This window comes from Micromonospora sp. Utrum1, from assembly GCF_057197805.1.
Genome location: NZ_CM170071.1, coordinates 2,697,076 through 2,712,949, shown reverse-complemented (window position 1 = coordinate 2,712,949; position 15,874 = coordinate 2,697,076). Strand labels below are relative to the sequence as shown.

General features: G+C 71.3%; 18 protein-coding genes, 1 tRNA gene and 1 pseudogene. 6 read left to right on the top strand and 14 right to left on the bottom strand.

Translation table 11 applies throughout. The features are described from left to right. Positions 1 to 172 precede the first annotated feature (172 nt). Positions 173 to 1,216 carry a fatty acid desaturase family protein gene (locus tag AC0OLQ_RS12990; RefSeq protein WP_357340827.1) on the bottom strand — a complete coding sequence of 348 codons (1,044 nt, stop codon included), beginning with the start codon at positions 1,214 to 1,216 and terminating at the stop codon, positions 173 to 175. Positions 1,217 to 1,601: 385 nt separating this feature from the next. Between AC0OLQ_RS12990 and AC0OLQ_RS12985 the strand changes: the two genes are divergently transcribed. The 3 genes from AC0OLQ_RS12985 (at position 1,602) to AC0OLQ_RS12975 (ending at position 2,893) form a co-directional block, all read left to right on the top strand. Continuing rightward, positions 1,602 to 1,898, top strand: a complete 297-nt coding sequence (locus tag AC0OLQ_RS12985; protein ID WP_484531503.1) for a hypothetical protein — start codon at positions 1,602 to 1,604, stop codon at positions 1,896 to 1,898. 90 nt (positions 1,899 to 1,988) lie between these two features. After that, positions 1,989 to 2,420 (top strand): phage holin family protein, encoded by a 432-nt coding sequence (locus AC0OLQ_RS12980; RefSeq protein WP_357340825.1) that lies wholly within the window; start codon positions 1,989 to 1,991, stop codon positions 2,418 to 2,420. Then, on the top strand, positions 2,417 to 2,893 hold the full coding sequence (locus AC0OLQ_RS12975; protein WP_484531502.1) for a DUF3618 domain-containing protein: 477 nt from the start codon (positions 2,417 to 2,419) through the stop codon (positions 2,891 to 2,893). Before AC0OLQ_RS12980 ends, AC0OLQ_RS12975 begins: the two co-directional genes overlap by 4 nt. Positions 2,894 to 3,089: 196 nt before the next feature. On the opposite strand, the gene AC0OLQ_RS12970 is transcribed toward AC0OLQ_RS12975, so the two are convergent. Continuing rightward, entirely contained in the window at positions 3,090 to 3,620 is a 531-nt protein-coding gene (locus tag AC0OLQ_RS12970; RefSeq protein ID WP_484531501.1) for a YybH family protein, read from the bottom strand. A gap of 691 nt (positions 3,621 to 4,311) precedes the next feature. Here AC0OLQ_RS12970 and AC0OLQ_RS12965 point away from each other — a divergent pair. Further along, on the top strand, positions 4,312 to 5,085 hold the full coding sequence (locus tag AC0OLQ_RS12965) for a maleylpyruvate isomerase N-terminal domain-containing protein (protein ID WP_357340810.1): 774 nt from the start codon (positions 4,312 to 4,314) through the stop codon (positions 5,083 to 5,085). 63 nt (positions 5,086 to 5,148) lie between these two features. Here the strand turns inward: AC0OLQ_RS12965 and AC0OLQ_RS12960 are convergent, their stop codons facing one another. Together AC0OLQ_RS12960 and AC0OLQ_RS12955 are read right to left on the bottom strand one after the other, a co-directional pair. Continuing rightward, complete coding sequence (locus tag AC0OLQ_RS12960; protein WP_484532341.1) at positions 5,149 to 5,310, bottom strand: hypothetical protein; 162 nt, start codon at positions 5,308 to 5,310, stop codon at positions 5,149 to 5,151. After that, positions 5,297 to 5,572 carry a helix-turn-helix domain-containing protein gene (locus AC0OLQ_RS12955; RefSeq protein WP_484531500.1) on the bottom strand — a complete coding sequence of 92 codons (276 nt, stop codon included), beginning with the start codon at positions 5,570 to 5,572 and terminating at the stop codon, positions 5,297 to 5,299. Before AC0OLQ_RS12955 ends, AC0OLQ_RS12960 begins: the two co-directional genes overlap by 14 nt. A 50-nt stretch (positions 5,573 to 5,622) precedes the next feature. Here AC0OLQ_RS12955 and AC0OLQ_RS12950 point away from each other — a divergent pair. Continuing rightward, positions 5,623 to 5,781, top strand: a pseudogene (locus tag AC0OLQ_RS12950) (site-specific integrase); the annotation flags it as partial. A gap of 75 nt (positions 5,782 to 5,856) precedes the next feature. Here AC0OLQ_RS12950 and AC0OLQ_RS12945 read toward each other — a convergent pair. The 9 genes from AC0OLQ_RS12945 to ald all read right to left on the bottom strand — a co-directional run bounded on the left by AC0OLQ_RS12945 (position 5,857) and on the right by ald (position 14,647). Beyond that, a tRNA-Pro gene (locus AC0OLQ_RS12945) sits at positions 5,857 to 5,930 on the bottom strand. Between the two features lie 159 nt (positions 5,931 to 6,089). Further along, complete coding sequence (gene der / locus AC0OLQ_RS12940) at positions 6,090 to 7,496, bottom strand: ribosome biogenesis GTPase Der (protein ID WP_357340805.1); 1,407 nt, start codon at positions 7,494 to 7,496, stop codon at positions 6,090 to 6,092. Continuing rightward, entirely contained in the window at positions 7,493 to 8,173 is a 681-nt protein-coding gene (gene cmk, locus AC0OLQ_RS12935) for a (d)CMP kinase (RefSeq protein ID WP_357340801.1), read from the bottom strand. Before cmk ends, der begins: the two co-directional genes overlap by 4 nt. Positions 8,174 to 8,365: 192 nt before the next feature. Then, on the bottom strand, positions 8,366 to 9,136 hold the full coding sequence (locus AC0OLQ_RS12930) for a pseudouridine synthase (protein ID WP_357340798.1): 771 nt from the start codon (positions 9,134 to 9,136) through the stop codon (positions 8,366 to 8,368). Further along, positions 9,123 to 9,956, bottom strand: coding sequence for an SMC-Scp complex subunit ScpB (gene scpB / locus AC0OLQ_RS12925; RefSeq protein ID WP_484532340.1), 834 nt, complete (start codon positions 9,954 to 9,956; stop codon positions 9,123 to 9,125). Before scpB ends, AC0OLQ_RS12930 begins: the two co-directional genes overlap by 14 nt. Before the next feature lie 268 nt (positions 9,957 to 10,224). Continuing rightward, positions 10,225 to 11,256: a segregation and condensation protein A gene (locus AC0OLQ_RS12920; protein WP_484532339.1), complete on the bottom strand. Its 1,032-nt coding sequence runs from the start codon at positions 11,254 to 11,256 to the stop codon at positions 10,225 to 10,227. Positions 11,257 to 11,357: 101 nt separating this feature from the next. After that, positions 11,358 to 12,281, bottom strand: a complete 924-nt coding sequence (locus AC0OLQ_RS12915; RefSeq protein WP_107078593.1) for a ParA family protein — start codon at positions 12,279 to 12,281, stop codon at positions 11,358 to 11,360. 231 nt (positions 12,282 to 12,512) lie between these two features. Next, the gene (locus AC0OLQ_RS12910) at positions 12,513 to 13,505 is read right to left on the bottom strand and encodes a site-specific tyrosine recombinase XerD (RefSeq protein ID WP_484532338.1); all 993 of its coding nucleotides are present in this window, start codon (positions 13,503 to 13,505) and stop codon (positions 12,513 to 12,515) included. 26 nt (positions 13,506 to 13,531) lie between these two features. After that, the gene (gene ald / locus AC0OLQ_RS12905; RefSeq protein ID WP_357340785.1) at positions 13,532 to 14,647 is read right to left on the bottom strand and encodes an alanine dehydrogenase; all 1,116 of its coding nucleotides are present in this window, start codon (positions 14,645 to 14,647) and stop codon (positions 13,532 to 13,534) included. A 228-nt stretch (positions 14,648 to 14,875) separates the two neighbouring features. On the opposite strand from ald, the gene AC0OLQ_RS12900 reads away from it, so the two are divergent. Then, positions 14,876 to 15,193, top strand: a complete 318-nt coding sequence (locus AC0OLQ_RS12900; protein WP_357341173.1) for a TM2 domain-containing protein — start codon at positions 14,876 to 14,878, stop codon at positions 15,191 to 15,193. Positions 15,194 to 15,261: 68 nt separating this feature from the next. Here the strand turns inward: AC0OLQ_RS12900 and AC0OLQ_RS12895 are convergent, their stop codons facing one another. Beyond that, positions 15,262 to 15,867, bottom strand: coding sequence for an NUDIX domain-containing protein (locus AC0OLQ_RS12895; RefSeq protein ID WP_484531499.1), 606 nt, complete (start codon positions 15,865 to 15,867; stop codon positions 15,262 to 15,264). Positions 15,868 to 15,874: the final 7 nt, after the last annotated feature.

The window sequence follows — 15,874 nt, the reverse complement described above, 5'->3', positions numbered from 1 at the left end:
GGGGCGCGGGAGATTCTGCCGGCGTGGATCCAGGCACGCCCCCATGTGGTCGCGGAACTTCGTGAAGTGGGCAGGCCGGATAGCCACCGGATCCGGATGTGCCATGGCGACGGGCTGGACGATGTTGGAGGGCCTGGCAGGGGCCGTTCGAGCGGCGACAGTAGGTCCAGGTTCAGCTTCTGCCGGTTGACGGTCGGGTCTGTCGCCTGCCGACTGTCCGCAGGTGCCGCAGCGCCTGCGCCCACGACTGGAGCAGCGTGGTCTCGTGGTAGGAGACGCCACGCTCAAGGCAGAACTGGCGGATCAGGGGCTGGGCGCGGCGCAGGTTCGGTCGGGGCATGCTGGGGAAGAGGTGGTGCTCGATCTGGTAGTTGAGCCCGCCCAGCAGGCCGTCGACGAGCCATCCACCACGTACGTTGCGAGAGGTCAGCACCTGCCGCCGCAGATAGTCGAGGCTGTCGGCTCGGTCAAGGATGGGCATGCCCTTGTGGTTGGGTGCGAACGAGCAACCCAGGTACAAGCCGAACAGGCCCTGGTTGACCAGAACGAACACGATCGCCTGCGAGGTGTCCAGGAGCAGGAACACGGCCGTGAGATAGCCGCCGATGTGCAGGGCGAGCAGGCTGGCCTCGACCCGGCGGTGCTTGACCCGGCCTCGGCGGAACACCGCCTTGACGCCGCTGGCGTGTAGGTGCAGACCCTCCAGCAGCAGCAGCGGGAAGAACAGCGTGGCCTGGTGCCGGACGAACACCGCGCCAAGACCGCGCCGCGCTTCGGCCTGCCCGGAAGTGAACGACAAGGCCGCCACCGCGATGTCCGGATCCTGGCCCTCAGTGTTGGGATGGGCGTGATGCCGGTTGTGCTTGTCCACCCACCCGCCGTAACTGAGACCGATCAGCAGGTTACCGAACAACAGGCCAACCACGTCGTTCGCGCGGCGGGAGCGGAAGATCTGCCGATGCCCGGCGTCGTGGCCGATGAACCCCGCCTGAGCAAAGATCACCGCAAGAAACACCGCGACCACGGTCTGCCACCACGACTGGCCGAGCCGGACCGACACCACGCCCGTGACGCCGAGACAACCGAGCACCAACCCCATGCGCCACGCGTAGTAGCCGGGCCGCCGGTGGAGGAGCCCAGCACCCCGCACCAGGCGGGACAGGTCAGCGTACTCACTGCCCCGCTCACTGCGGGCGTCAAGACTTGTGTCGCTCACCTGTTACTCCTGAAAGCCACGATCGACGTGTCCGGTGCGGCGATGTCGACCGCAACCGCCAGGCACGGGTCCCACCAGGCGGGCCCACCGTCCGCGGCTGGCCCACGGCCATCAATGCTGGATCCCGAGCCAGCGAACTCCACCGCAGGCTGTGACTCTGCTGCACTCTGCGCTCGGTTACTGAACCGTCCGACTCGTCATCCCACCGGCGGTGGAACGACGTGATCGTAATCGCTCTGCGGTCCCGAGTCCCCTTGGCGGCCACCGCCAGGCCGCAACTCCAGTCTCACTCATGGTCGCCCCTCATAGGGCTCAAACGGCGGCTCACATGGCGGCCGGAATTGTGGTGGCCCGCGGCTGCCATATAAGTCTGCCGATTAGGTGCATGACCTTGGGGGTCGAGTCGGACAATCAAGGCCATGCGGACACGTTGGGTTCAGGGAGCGATCATGTCGCGCAGGAGCCACTCAAGCATTCGGCGAACGTGATCCTTGCGTTCGGGGTGGGGGCGCTGACCGGGGCGGCGGGCGCGCTGACACTGCGACGTCGCAAGCAGGTGGGTGAGATGCCGACGGGTGATGTCGCCGGCCATCTGGGAGACACCGCCTTGCCGCCGCCGGACGGGCGACCCGACGAACCCTCGCCGGTCTCAGTGAAAACGCCGGCGGTGCAGCGAGTCTGACCCGGTGCAGCATCAGTCGGACTCGGCCAACCACATCACCGTCGTTGGCGTCTGCGGCACTCAGGTACGCGAGAACTAGTGAGGGCACGTATGCCAGAAGATTCCAGCGGCAGCTCTGGCGCTGCCTCTGCCGACACGCCGGTCGCTGAACTGGTGCAGCGCGCCACCGAACAGATCACTCGGCTGGTCCGGGACGAGCTGACGATGGCCCGTGCGGAAATGACCGCCAAGGGCAAGCGGGCAGGCATGGGCGCTGGGCTGCTCGGCGGCGGCGCCATGCTCGGTTTCTACGGCGTCGGTGCCGTCGTCGCCGCAGTGGTGCTCCTCCTGGGCGCGTTCATGCCGGACGCGCTGGCCGCCCTCATCGTCGCCGTCATCCTGTTCATCGCCGCTGCGATAGCGGCGCGACGCGGAAAGAAGCAGGTCACCAAAGCCATGCCAGCCACGCCGACAGCGACCAGGGACAGCGTGCAAGCAGACATCGAGACGATACGCGGCGCGGCAGGTCGGAGGCGGCCATGAGCACGGCAAGCCCAGGCAGCGATCCGGACAAGGTACGGCAGGACATCCAGCACACGCGGGCAGAGCTGGGGGAAACCGTCGCCGCCCTGGCAGCCAAGACCGACGTCAAGACCCGCCTCGGCGGCAAGGCCACCTCAGCGGCCGGTGGACTCCGGCAGCGCTTGACCACGGCCAGCCAATCGGCGAAGACCTCGGCAACGCAGATGTTCCGCACAGGGAGCCAGAAGGCCTCCCAGCGCGCCACGACCGCCAAACAGAAGACCCGTGAGGCCATGACCAAGGCACGCGGCTCGGCCTCAGCCAGCACCCAGACCACCGGCAAGACCGAGTCCACCGAGGTAACCTCCGCCCGTGCCCTGACGGCGAAGGTCGGCACCGCCGTACGCGCCAGACCCGTGGTGCCGGTGCTCGCGGCCGCCGGCGCCGCAGCCGCCCTCACGATCGTGGCCTACCGACGTAGCCGGATGAGATGACCAACGCGGTGCCGCATCGCTGCAACTGAGCTCGCCGGCCGCGGTCGGCGGGCGCCCTGTCGCGTCGCCGGCGCCACCCGCCACCAGCGGCTACAAGAGCGTGCGGATCAGGAGCTCCGCCGGCACCCGTACGAGTGTGCCGGTGACCGCCGGCGTCCAGCCGGGACACCGATGCCGCCGGCCTACTGGAGTGCCATCATCCGTTCTCGGAGAGGAAGACGTAGGCCCGCAGGTGGGCGACCGACCATTCCCGACCGTGCTTGACGCACACCCCGGTGAACTTCGCCCGCAGCGGCGGCCACGCCTCGCCGTCCGGGCCGGTCATGTTGCTGATCTCGGCGTCGCCGTCGACCACCGCCGTACCAGGTTGGGGCCAGTAGACGGCACCAACCTCGAGCCGGTGTTGGCTGCCCTTCAGCGGCCCGGCCAGGCTGTCGGCGATGTCAGCCTGAATGCTCGCGCGGCCTTCGAAAAGCACGCCGAACGGGTTGACGTTGGTGCCGTCCTCCGTCCAGTTCGCCCCGAACTCGACCGCGTCTGCCGCGTTCCACGCCGCATCGATCCGTGCGAGGAGCGCTCGGATTTCCTGTTCGTTCGCCACCTTGGTGAGAGCCCCGGATGGTGCGGCCACTGCGCCGGCTCCATCCGCCAAGGCAACCGTTCCGAGGACCAGGCCGCCAGCCGCGACCAACGCCGCTCGCCTGGGAACACTCTGTCGGTTCGTCATGAACTGACAGGCTATCAAGACGTTCCAACACAACCTCTGCTGCGTGGGCTTTCACCGCGGGGCTGCCATAGTGCTGACCAGGGGTCTTTGGAGATGGCCGGCAGCTCTCATTCGCGCATCATCGAATGCGCGGCGGTGAACAAAGCAACGTTGCGCAACATGACCGGCTTTACCTGCAGCTCGATGAGACCGAGGCTGTCGTGCCAGGGCCCGCGGCTGCCGTCCGGCCGGCAGTGGCGGCGCACAACGCAATCGCTTCCTCGACGCTGGCGAGCCGGTCGCCCCCCTCCCCCATCGTTCACCGACAGCCCATACATTGGTAGTCTTCTATTGGATCGGGTGGGGTCGCCCCTGGCCCGCATCCTCGGAATTTCAGCACCCGGCCCGCACACGGAGGTACAGCTGGCGCTGGCGCCGCCGGGCCGCACACTACTCAGGCCGCTGACATCGGCCAGGGGTGCGGATTGCTGGGAGTGACTTCGTAGGTCAAGCAGCGAGTTGGTAGCGGGCCTGGTGGCTGCGCTGGTGCTCTTGGCCCAGATGGCAGGTCCAGTAGCGGTCGAAGTCGCCGTTGGCGAGCAGTGCGCGGAGTTTCAGGACGACTTCGGCGCCGGCGCTCCGCCCGGCTGTCGACGCGTTCGTCCGACAAATTCGCTACCCGGCGGCCGGAGCGCAGTGATACACAACCGAGGTGCAAAACATTTTGGAGTTCCCCGAGGTCCTGCGGCTGATCGAAGACCGCTCGGCCGCGTTCCGCGCCGCGATCGCGTCCGCCCCCGACCTTGACGTCCAGGTCCCGACCTGCCCGGACTGGACGCTGCGCGAACTGGCGCAGCACCTCGGCGACGGCCGCCGCCGCCAGGCCGCCATCATCGCGGCTGGCCCGGGCGCTGAGCCCCCGGCGAGGACGGACCCGAAGGGCGCCCCGACCGCGCCCCGCGACCGCGAAGCCCTGGACGCCTGGCTCGCCGAGTCGACCGAGCTCATGCTCGACGCGATGCGCGAGGCGGGCCCGGACCGCGGCTGCTGGACCTGGTGGGGCCGCTCGCAGGCCCCGGAGACCAGCGGAGCCGTGGCCCGGCACCAGATCCAGGAGATCGCCGTCCACACCTACGACGCCCAGCTCACCCAGGGGGCCGCACAGCCGCTGCCGACGGACGTCGCGGTCGAGGGCGTCGACGAGTTCCTGACGACCGTCTCGGCGACGACCGTCCCCTGGCCGTTCAAGCCGGCGACCATCGACCTGCACACGACCGAGGGCCGCTCCTGGCGCCTGACCCTCAACGCCGACGGCGTCCGCTGCGACGACCTCGCCGCCGACGCGGAGCCGGGCGACATGGCGATGCGAGGCGCAGCGAGCGAACTGGTCCTCTACTTCTACGACCGCGTCCCGCTCGACGGCCTGGAGACCACCGGCGACACCGAGCCGATGGAGCAGCTCGCAGACTGGGACCCGAACGCGTAAAACGCGCACTTGTGACGCATCTGTCGGTTGCGCGCGCTCCTGCGGGCGCCACTGGGCCCGGGGTTAGCGCAGGGCCTCGCCGCCGATGCGGATCACCCGGCCGTGCACCTTGCGCAGGTAGGCGAGCAGTTTGCGGATGGACCAGCGGGTGAAGGGCTGGCTGAGCTTGGTCGGGCGGGTGGTGGCCGTCTGGACGACGAAGTCCTCGTCGTCAGGGCTGAGCAGGCGGGGACGGCCTCCCGCCCACCGAGGGTCCAGGCAGGCCGGGGCCGATCTGGTTGAACCGGTGGATCACGTCCCGCACCGTGTCCTCGTCGGCCTGCACCAACTGGGCGATCATTGAAACTCGGTTGCCGCCGGCCGAGGCCAGCAGCATCATCGCCCGTCGATAGCGCACTGTGTTGGTGCTGCCCCGGCGCACGATCCGTTGTAACTGCTGACCCTCCTGGTCGGTCAGCCTCCTGATCTTGACCAGCTCCGCCACCACGCCCCCAAACCCGTCTCATCCAACCGGTTCCGGCCCCGCCGCCAACTTGGTGCGGTTCCCTGCTGGTCGACCTAAACGTGCATCCCCGGGTCGCCATGGCGATCCTCAGACACGTCGACTTCTCGATCACGATGGAGATCTACAGCCAGGTCTCGTCCAAGGCCACCCGGGAGGCCCTGCGGAAGCTCGGCGAGAGCCTCGATCAATGAGCCGTTGCAGTACTTCGCTGCTGTACAGGATCAGAAAAGGCCACCCGGAAGATTCCGAATGGCCTCTGACCTGCGTCGGGACGGCCGGATTCGAACCGACGACCCCTTGACCCCCAGTCAAGTGCGCTACCAAACTGCGCCACGTCCCGATGCCCCCGCGCGGTGTTCCCCGCGGCAGCCGGTACAGCTTAGCGCAAGATCCTCCTACCCGCGCACAGGCCCCACCGGTGCCGCGAGCCACTCCCCCTAGACCGTCCTAGGAAAGAAGCCGCCGGGGATGGGACCCCGGCGGCTTCTCGAAGGGTGGGTCAGCCGTGGGCCTTGCCGCGGCCGCCCGGGCCGAGCTTCTTGCGGGGGCGGACCGAGATGTCGATCGGGGTGCCCTCGTAGCCGAACTCCTCGCGCAGCTTGCGCTCGACGAACCGCTGGTAGCCGGCGTCGAGCGGGCCGGTGGTGAAGAGCACGAAGCGCGGCGGGGCCACGCCGGCCTGGGTGGCGAAGAGGATGCGCGGGGCCCGGCCGCCACGCACCGGGTGCGGGGTTGCCTGCACCAGGGCGGTGAGCCACTGGTTGAGCTGCGCGGTCGGGATGCGGGTCTCCCAGCTCGCCAGCGCCTTGTGCAGCGCCGGGGCGAGCTTGTCGACCGCGCGGCCGGTCTTCGCCGACAGGTTCAGCCGGATCGCCCAGGGGATGCGGCGCAGCTCCCGGTCGATCTCCTTGTCCAGGTAGTAGCGGCGGTCGCCGTCGACCAGGTCCCATTTGTTGAACGCGATGACCAGCGCCCGGCCGGCCTCCACCACCATGGTGAGGATGCGCTGGTCCTGCTCGCTGATCACCTCGCTGGCGTCGAGCAGCACCACGGCCACCTCGGCCGCCTCGATCGCCGAGGCGGTGCGCAGGCTGGCGTAGTACTCGGTGCCGCTGGCCTTGCCGACCCGCTTGCGCAGGCCCGCGGTGTCGATCAGCTGCCAGGTCTCCCCGCCGATCTCCACCAGGCTGTCCACCGGGTCGACGGTGGTGCCGGCGACCGCGTCGACCACCGCCCGCTCCTCGCCGGAGAAGCGGTTGAGCAGGCTGGACTTGCCGACGTTGGGGCGACCGACCAGGGCCACGCGGCGCGGGCCGCGCGGGCGGTTCTCCACGATCTTCGGCGCCTCGGGCAGTGCCGCCATGATGGCGTCGAGCAGGTCGCCGGAGCCGCGGCCGTGCAGTGCGGAGACCGGGAACGGCTCACCGAGGCCGAGCGACCAGAGCGCGGTCGACTCCATCTCGATGGCGGTGTTGTCGGCCTTGTTGGCGATCAGGATCACCGGCTTGGCGCTGCGCCGCAGCATCTTCACCGCGGCCTCGTCCACGTCGGTCGAGCCGACCATGGCGTCGACCACGAAGAGCACCACGTCCGCGGTGGCGACGGCCGTCTCGGCCTGGGCAGCGATGGCCGCGGCCCGGTCCTTGGCGTCCGGCTCCCAGCCGCCGGTGTCCACCACGGTGAACGCCCGGCCGTTCCACTGGGCGTCGTACGGCACCCGGTCCCGGGTCACCCCGGGGATGTCCTCGACGACCGCCTGCCGGCGGCCGATGATCCTGTTGACCAGCGTCGACTTGCCCACGTTGGGGCGGCCGACGACGGCCACCACCGGCTGCGGGCCGGTCGGCTCGCCGGCCTCGAGCTCCGGCTCGCGCAGCTCCACCCAGCCCCCGAAGTCCTCGCTCATGCCACACCCCGCTCGGTGAGCAGTGCGCGCAGCCGGGCGACGACCTCGTCGATGCCCAGCTCGGTGGTGTCCAGCACGACCGCGTCGGTGGCCTGCTGGAGCGGGTTGACCTTGCGGGTCGAGTCGAGCTTGTCCCGGCGGGCCAGGTCGGCGGCGGTCGCCGCGACGTCGGCGGCGTCCTCGGCGCTGCGCCGCTGGGCGCGGGCCGCCTCGGAGGCGGTCAGGTAGACCTTCAGGTCGGCGTCGGGTGCCACGACCGAGCCGATGTCGCGGCCCTCGACCACGATCCGGCCGGCGTCGGCGATCATCTGCCGCTGCCGGGCGACCAGCAGCTCGCGTACGGCGCCCACGGCGGCCACCGCGGAGACCGCGCCGGTCACCTCGGGACCGCGGATCGCCTTGGCCACGTCGACGCCGTCGGCGGTCACGCCGTACCCCCGGGGGTCGGTGCCGAGACGCAGGTCGACCTCGCCGGCGACCTTGGCCACCGACTCGGTGTCGGTCAGGTCGACCCCGGAGCGCAGGACCGCCCAGGTCAGCGCCCGGTACATGGCGCCCGTGTCGAGGTAGCGGGCCCCGAGGCTGACCGCGAGCCGCCGCGACACGGTGGACTTACCCGAACCGGACGGCCCGTCCACAGCGACCACGCATCGCCCGGCCGGTACGTTTTCCTCCACCGTTGTCCTCCTCAGCCCGTACCTCGCGGGTCGCCGGTTCCTCCGGCGCCGTTGAGCGGTTGTTCCTCATCGTCAATCATCCCGCGCCGCGCGGGTTCGGCCGCGCGGTACGCCGCCGGGGGCGACCCACGCCACCCGCCGGCCCGCGGGCCGCGTCGAAGCCTACCGGGAGCCGTACCCCGAACGACGGGGTCAGTCACCCACCGCCTTGAACAAGGCGGCGACCTCCGCGTTGGTCAGCCGCCGCAGCCGCCCGGTGCGCAGGTCGCCGAGCCTGATCGGACCGATCGAGGTACGGATCAGTCGGGACACCGGGTGTCCCACCTCGGCCATCAGGCGCCGGACGATGTGCTTGCGCCCCTCGTGCAGGGTCAGCTCCACCTGGGCGGTCTTGCCCAGGGTGCCCACCACCTTGAAGGAGTCGACCTTCACCGGCCCGTCCTCCAGCTCGACGCCGGCCGTCAGCCGCTTGCCCAGGTTGCGCGGGATCGGCCCGGCCACCTCGGCGAGGTAGGTCTTGAGCACCTCGTACGACGGGTGCATGAGCTTGTGGGCGAGAGTGCCGTCGTTGGTGAGCAGGAGCAGACCTTCGCTGTCGGCGTCGAGCCGCCCGACGTGGTAGACCCGCTGCTCCAGCCGCGCGCCGATGAAGTCGGCGAGCTCGGTGCGGCCCTTCTCGTCGGCCATGGTGGTGACCACCCCGCGCGGCTTGTTCATGGCCACGTAGACCAGGCGGACGTCGGCCTGGAGCCGTTCGCCGTCGACATGGATGACGTCCCGCGCCGGGTCGGCCTTGTCACCGAGCTGGGCCACGCGGCCGTTGACGGTGACCCGGCGCCGGAAGATCAGGTCCTCGCAGGCGCGCCGCGAGCCCACCCCCGCGGCGGCGAGCACCTTCTGCAGGCGCTCGGCGCCCTCGTACACAGGGGCGTCGGGTTTCGGGGCACGGTCATCGCGTCGCATCGGCAAGCTCTTCTACGTCGTCGGGGAGGAAAGGGGCCAGGGGCGGCAGGTCGTCCACCGAGTTCAGCCCCAGCTTCTCCAGGAACATCGTGGTGGTGCGGTAGAGGTAGGCCCCGCTGTCCGCTTCGGTGCCGCACTCCTCGATCAGGCCCCGGGACACCAGCGTACGGATCACGCCGTCGCAGTTGACACCCCGGATGGCGGAGATCCGCGACCGGGTCACCGGCTGCTTGTAGGCGATCACCGCGAGGGTCTCCAGCGCGGCCTGGGTCAGCCGCACCGACTGGCCCTCCAGCACGAACCGCTCGACGTAGGTCGCGTATTCCGGGCGGGTGTAGAGACGCCAGCCACCCGCGGCCCGGCGCAGCTCGAATCCGTGCCCGGCGGCGGTGTAGCCGGCCGCGATCTCGTCGAGCATCGGGCCGATCCGCTCCGGGGACTGTTCGAGGACCTGGGCCAGGGTCAGCTCGCTGACCGGCTGGTCCACCACCAGCAGGATGGCCTCCAGCGCGCCGCGCAGCTCGGCGTCGTCCAGCACCGGCGCGGGCTCCGGAGCGGGCGTCGCCCGCCGCCCCCGCTTCCCGGGTACGCCAGTCGCGCCGCTTTCGCCCGCCCGCCGCTCGCCGACGAGGGCGTCGCGGCCGGCCGGCTCCCCAGCGGTGGAGATCAGCTCGGCTGGCTCCCCCGCTTCGCCGGCTGCGGCCGCCTCGCCCGGAACGGAGACCGGCTCGGCCGGCTCGCCGGGGACGGCCTCGACCGGCTCGCCGGCAGCGGGGACGGCCTCGGCCGGCTCCCCCGGCGTGGCGGCGCCCTCCCCCAGCGGATCTTGGACAGTTTCCGTTTCAGGCGAACCGGAAGTGTCCAAGATCGCCGGGCGGACACCCTCTGCGGGCGCCTCGGCGGTGGTGGGCGTCGGTGCCGAGTCGGCGGGGGGTTCCGGCGGCGAGCCGGTGGGGGGTTCCGCCGCCGGGGCAGTGAGCTGCTCGGCGGTGCCCTCGGGCTTCGGCGGGGCGGGGCGCTCCCACGGGGGGATCCAGGCGGCGGCCTGGTCGGCCAGCGAGTCGCGGCGTTCCTCGTCGCTCATCGGGTCACTCCTGCGTCGGCGCGGCGTCGTCCGCCACGGCGGAAGATGTCGGCGCGGCATCGTCCGCCGCCACGGCGAGAGGCGTCGGCGCGGCGTCATCCGCCTGCGGGGCGGAAGATGTCTGCGCGGCGTCAGCCGGCGGGGTGGACAAGGCGTCCGCTGCCGCCGCGGAAAGGTCGTCCGCGGGTGGGGTGGCCGGCTCCGGGGAGCCGGCGTACTCGTCGATGGTCAGCTCGGTGCCGCCGTCGGCGGAGCCGGTCCAACGCACGGTCAACTCCTCCAGCGCCTGCTCCTGGACGAAGGCGACCAGCCCCTGCCGGTAGAGCTCCAGCAGCGCCAGGAAGCGGGCCACCACCTCCAGGGTGATCTCGCAGTCGGCGCACAGCAACGAGAAGCTGGCGGTGCCGGCGCGGCGCAGCCGCTCGGAGATGATCTCGGCGTGCTCCCGGACGCTGACCCGGACCATGTGCACGTGCGCGATGGACACCTCGGGCACCGGCTTCGGGGTCATCGCCTTGAGCGCCAGCTTGAGCAGCCGCTCCGGGCCGATGCCGAGCACCAGGTCGGGCAGCGCCTCGGCGTAGCGGGGTTCCAGGGTGACCGCCCGCGGGTAGCGCCGCCCGCCGACCGACTCCAGCTCGGCGATGTGCGCCGCCGCCTCCTTGTACGCCTTGTACTGCAGCAGCCGGGCGAAGAGCAGGTCGCGGGCCTCCAGCAGGGCCAGGTCCTCCTCGTCCTCCACCTCGGCGGCGGGCAGCAGGCGGGCCGCCTTCAGGTCCAGCAGCGTGGCGGCGACGAGCAGGAACTCGCTGGTCTCGTCCAGGTCCCACTGGTCGCCCATGGCCCGGAGGTAGGCGATGAACTCGTCGGTGACCTTGTGCAGGGCGACCTCGGTGACGTCCAGCTTGTGCTTGCTGATCAGCTGGAGCAGCAGGTCGAACGGGCCGGTGAAGTTGTCCAGCCGGACGGTGAAGCCGCTGGTCTCCTCGACGGTGGCCGGGTCGGCCGGCAGCACGCCGTCGATCTCGGCGGCCAGCCCGGCGGCGGCCACCGGGTCGGCGGCGCCGGTCGGCGGGTCGAGGGGCGGTGCGGTCACCGGCAAACCGTAGTCCACGACCTGGACACCCGGCGGACGGCCTACCGCTCCGACTGGGCGGCGATCACCTCGCGGGCGAGCTGGCGGTAGTTGCGCGCGCCCGAGGAGGCGGGGTCGAGGGTGGTGATCGGGGCACCGGCCACCGTCGACTCGGGGAACTTCACGGTCTTGGTGATCACCGTCTGGTAGACCTTGTCGCCGAACGCCTCCACCACCCGCTGGAGCACCTGGCGGCAGTGGGTGGTGCGGCTGTCGTACATGGTGGCGAGGATGCCCTCGAGCTCCAGGTCGAAGTTGAGCCGCTCGCGCACCTTGTCGATGGTGTCCAGCAGCAGCGCGACACCGCGCAGGCTGAAGAACTCGCACTCCAGCGGAATGAGCACGCCGTGCGCCACGGTCAGCGCGTTGATCGCCAGCAGGCCCAGCGAGGGCTGGCAGTCGATCAGGATGAAGTCGTACTCCTTGCGGACCGTGCGGAGCACCCGCGCCAGGGCCATCTCCCGGGCGACCTCGTTGACCAGCTGGATCTCGGCGGCGGAGAGGTCGATGTTGGCCGGCAGCAGGTGCAGCCCGGCCACGTCGGTCTTGATCAGGACGTCCTCGGCGGTGACGTCGTCCTGCATGAGCAGGTTGTAGACCGACAGGTCGAGGTTGTGCGGGTTGACGCCGAGGCCGACGGAGAGGGCGCCCTGCGGGTCGAAGTCGACCAGCAGCACCTTGCGGCCGTACTCGGCGAGCGCGGCGCCCAGGTTGATGGTGGTCGTGGTCTTGCCGACGCCACCCTTCTGGTTGGCCATCGCGATGATCCGCGCCGGGCCGTGCCGGTCGGTCGGCATCGGCTCGGGGATCGGCTTGCGCATGGTGTAGGCGGCCGGGTCGGCGGGGCCGAGGTCGGCGCCGAGCGTCGCCTGCTGCTCACGGAGCTCCGACGTCCAGGTCTCGGCACGGTCACCGTTTCCTGCCATGTCCTCGTTGCCCCCTCCCGACGACCACCCGGCGTCGGAGCCGTCCGACGTCCCTCGCGGCGCCGCTGCGCACCCCCGGTCCGTCACCCCTGGAGGCCCGCGCCGAAGCCGACTGTACGCCACGGGCCAGCAGCGCGTTCGGTAGCGGGTCGGCGTGTCGGAGCCGGTGGTCAGCCGGGAGCTGTTTCGTTCGCGACTGCGGGGCTCGCAACCCCGGCTCACTCCTCGCGCTCACCCGCGGGCGCGCGGGTGGGCGGTCGCGTAGACCTCCCGCAGCCGTTCCACGGTGACCAACGTGTACACCTGGGTGGTGGTCACCGAGGCGTGGCCGAGCAGTTCCTGCACGACCCGCACGTCGGCGCCGCCGTCGAGCAGGTGGGTGGCGTACGAGTGGCGCAGGGTGTGCGGCGAGACCGCGTCGGGCCCGTCGACCGGCAGGCCGGCCCGTTCGGCGGCGGCGCGCAGCACGGTCCAGGCGCCCTGCCGGGTCAGCGGGCCGCCGCGGGCGTTGACGAAGACCGCCGGGGTGCCCCGGCCGGCGGCCAGCAGCGCCGGGCGTCCCCGGACCAGCCAGGCGCGCAGCGACTCGGCCGCGTACCCGCCGACCGGCACGAGCCGGGTCTTCCCGCCCTTGCCGTGCAGCAGCACGGTCCCGGCGTCGAGGTCGAGGTCGTCCACAACGGCGCCGACCGCCTCGGAGATGCGCGCCCCGGTGCCGTACAGGAACTCCAGCAGCGCCCGGTCGCGCAGCGCGCGGGGCGCCTCGTCGCCGGTGGCGGTGACCGGGCCGGCAGTCTCCAGCAGCCGGACCACGGCGTCGACCGGCAGCGCCCGGGGCAGCCGGCGCGGCGGGGCGGGCGGGCGGACGTCACGGCTGGGGTCGGCGCCGGCCATCCCCTCGCGCAACGCGAAGCGGTGCAGGCCACGCACGGCGCTGGCCGCGCGGGCGGCCGAGGAGACCGCGAGCGGCGGGTGGTCGGCGTCGCCGGCGCGCAGCCGGGCCAGGTGCGCCTCGACCTCGGCCGCACCCACCGCGGCCAGGTCGGTCACCCCGGCGGCGGCCAGGCTGGACAGGTAGCGGTCCAGGTCCCGGCGGTAGGAGGCGAGGGTGTTCGCGGACAGTCCCCGCTCGACGGTGAGGTGGTCCAGGTAGCCCCGGACGGCACGGCTCAGGGCCGGCGCGGGCTCGACGCCCGCACCGGCCCTGGCCGCAGTGGCGGTCAGACTGTCCTCCCTCAGGCCGTCGTCCCTCAGGCAAGCACCTCGGCCAGCGGCAGCGCCGCCATGCCGTGCGCCTCGGCGACCGGGCCGTAGACGACCTGGCCGGCGTGGGTGTTCAGGCCGAGGGCGAGCGCCGGGTCGTTGCGCAGCGCCCCGCGCCAGCCCTGGTTGGCCAGCTCGAGGGCGTACGGCAGGGTGACGTTGGTCAGCGCGTAGGTGCTGGTGTTCGGCACCGCGCCGGGCATGTTCGCCACGCAGTAGAAGATCGAGTCGTGCACCTTGTAGACCGGGTCGGCGTGCGTGGTCGGACGCGAGTCCTCGAAGCAGCCGCCCTGGTCGATGGCGATGTCGACGAGCACGCTGCCCGGCTTCATCCGGGAGACCAGCTCGTTGGAGATGAGCTTCGGGGCCTTCGCACCGGGCACCAGCACCGCGCCGATGACCAGGTCGGCGTCGACCACGGCCCGCTCGATCTCGTAGGCGTTGGAGGCGACGGTCTGCAGGTGACCGCGGTAGATGGCGTCGGCCTGGCGCAGCCGGGCGACGTTCTTGTCCAGCAGCAGCACCTCGGACTGCAGGCCCAGCGCGATGGCGGCCGCGTTCAGGCCGGAGACGCCGGCGCCGATGACCACGGTCTTGGCCGCGTACACGCCGGAGACGCCGCCGGGCAGCACGCCCCGGCCGCCGCCGGTGCGCATCATGTAGAACGCGCCCACCTGCGGGGCGAGCCGGCCGGCCACCTCGGACATCGGGGCGAGCAGCGGCAGCGAGCGGTCGGGCAGCTCGACGGTCTCGTACGCGATGCCGGTGACCTTCCGGTCCAGCAGCGCGTCGGTGCACTCCTTGGAGGCGGCCAGGTGCAGGTAGGTGAAGAGCACCTGTCCCTCGCGCATCCGGTGGTACTCCTCGGCGATCGGCTCCTTGACCTTGAGCACCAGCTCGGCGGTGTCCCAGACCTCGTCGGCGGTGGCGAGGATCTTCGCACCGGCGGCGGCGAACTCGTCGTCGGTGATGCTGGAGCCGACGCCCGCGCCGGACTCGACGAAGACCTCATGGCCGTGGCGGGTGAACTCGTTGACGCCCGCGGGCGTGATCGCCACGCGGTACTCGTGGTTCTTGACCTCGCGTGGGATTCCGACCTTCACGATGCAGACACCTTCCTCCGGGGAAGCTCACCCCCGACTGCTCGGCGCCGCGACGGCCCCTTTGCCGACACGGTCCACCGGTCCCGCCGGCGGCAGTCTAGGCGCGTGGGAACCCCACGGAGGCCAACACTGTGACATCCGGTGCCCGGTCGTGCTGACGGTGTGTCAGGGATCGACCGGGCTGAGCGGTGGAGACCGCCTCAGCCGTCAGGACAATGTTCGGTAAACATCCTCCCACCGTCGGGGCGGCGGTGCGGACAGGACGCCAGTGGATCACTAGGGTGTCCGCTCATGACCACTCCTCCTTATCAGCAGTACCCGCAGGGCGTCTCGGACAAGAGCAAGGTCGTCGCGGGCATCCTCGGCATCCTGCTCGGCTTCTTCGGCGCCGGGCGCTTCTACATGGGTGACACCAAGACCGGCGTGCTCCAGCTCGTGGTGAGCGTCGTGACCTGCGGCTTCGGCGCCCTGTGGGGCACCATCGACGGCATCCTGATCCTCGTCAACGGTGGCGTCGACGGACAGGGCCGCCCGCTGCGCGACTGAGCGCCCACATAGCGGAAAGGGGCCGCGCGGTGTACGCACCGCGCGGCCCCTTCGTCGTCTGGTCCGGCTCAGCGGGGCAGCGGCGCCTCGGGGCGGCGTAGCTCGGCGAAGCCGGTCTCCCGGGCCCGGGCCGCGGCGAGCAGCCCGGCCACGCAGGAGGCGTTGGTGATCTCGCCGGCGAGGACCATCCGCACCGCCTCGTCCAGGTCGACCCGGACCACCTGGAGGTCGGCCTCCTCGTCGCGCCGGTCGTGGCGCTGCTCGGCGGGCACGTCGCCCAGGTCCCGGGCCAGGAAGACCCGGACCACCTCGTTGCTGAACCCGGGCGAGCTGTGCAGGTCGACCAGGACGTCGATGGTGCCCGCGGTGAGGTCGGCCTCCTCGGCCAGCTCCCGGGCCGCCGCCGCGGCCAGGTCCTCGCCGCGCACGTCCATCAGCCCGGCCGGCAGCTCCCACAGGTGCCGGCCCACCGGGTGCCGGTACTGCCGGATCAGCACCACCTGGCCGGCGTCGTCGAGGGCCACCACGGCCACCGCGCCGACGTGCCGCACGTAGTCGCGGGTGGCGGCGCCCCCGCCGGGCATGGTGACGTCGTCGCTGACCACCGAGAAGATCCGGCCGGACCAGATCTCCCGGTGCCCGGTCACCTCGTACCGGTGCTCCACGGCACTCACGCCACCG

Bases quoted from the DNA above. Each gene is read 5' to 3' on its own strand.
- AC0OLQ_RS12985 (WP_484531503.1), top strand. From the start codon at position 1,602: ATGACCTTGGGGGTCGAGTCGGACAATCAAGGCCATGCGGACACGTTG.
- AC0OLQ_RS12980 (WP_357340825.1), top strand. From the start codon at position 1,989: ATGCCAGAAGATTCCAGCGGCAGCTCTGGCGCTGCCTCTGCCGACACG.
- AC0OLQ_RS12975 (WP_484531502.1), top strand. From the start codon at position 2,417: ATGAGCACGGCAAGCCCAGGCAGCGATCCGGACAAGGTACGGCAGGAC.
- AC0OLQ_RS12970 (WP_484531501.1), bottom strand. From the start codon at position 3,620: ATGACGAACCGACAGAGTGTTCCCAGGCGAGCGGCGTTGGTCGCGGCT.
- der (WP_357340805.1), bottom strand. From the start codon at position 7,496: ATGAGCGAGGACTTCGGGGGCTGGGTGGAGCTGCGCGAGCCGGAGCTC.
- AC0OLQ_RS12930 (WP_357340798.1), bottom strand. From the start codon at position 9,136: ATGCGACGCGATGACCGTGCCCCGAAACCCGACGCCCCTGTGTACGAG.
- AC0OLQ_RS12915 (WP_107078593.1), bottom strand. From the start codon at position 12,281: ATGGCAGGAAACGGTGACCGTGCCGAGACCTGGACGTCGGAGCTCCGT.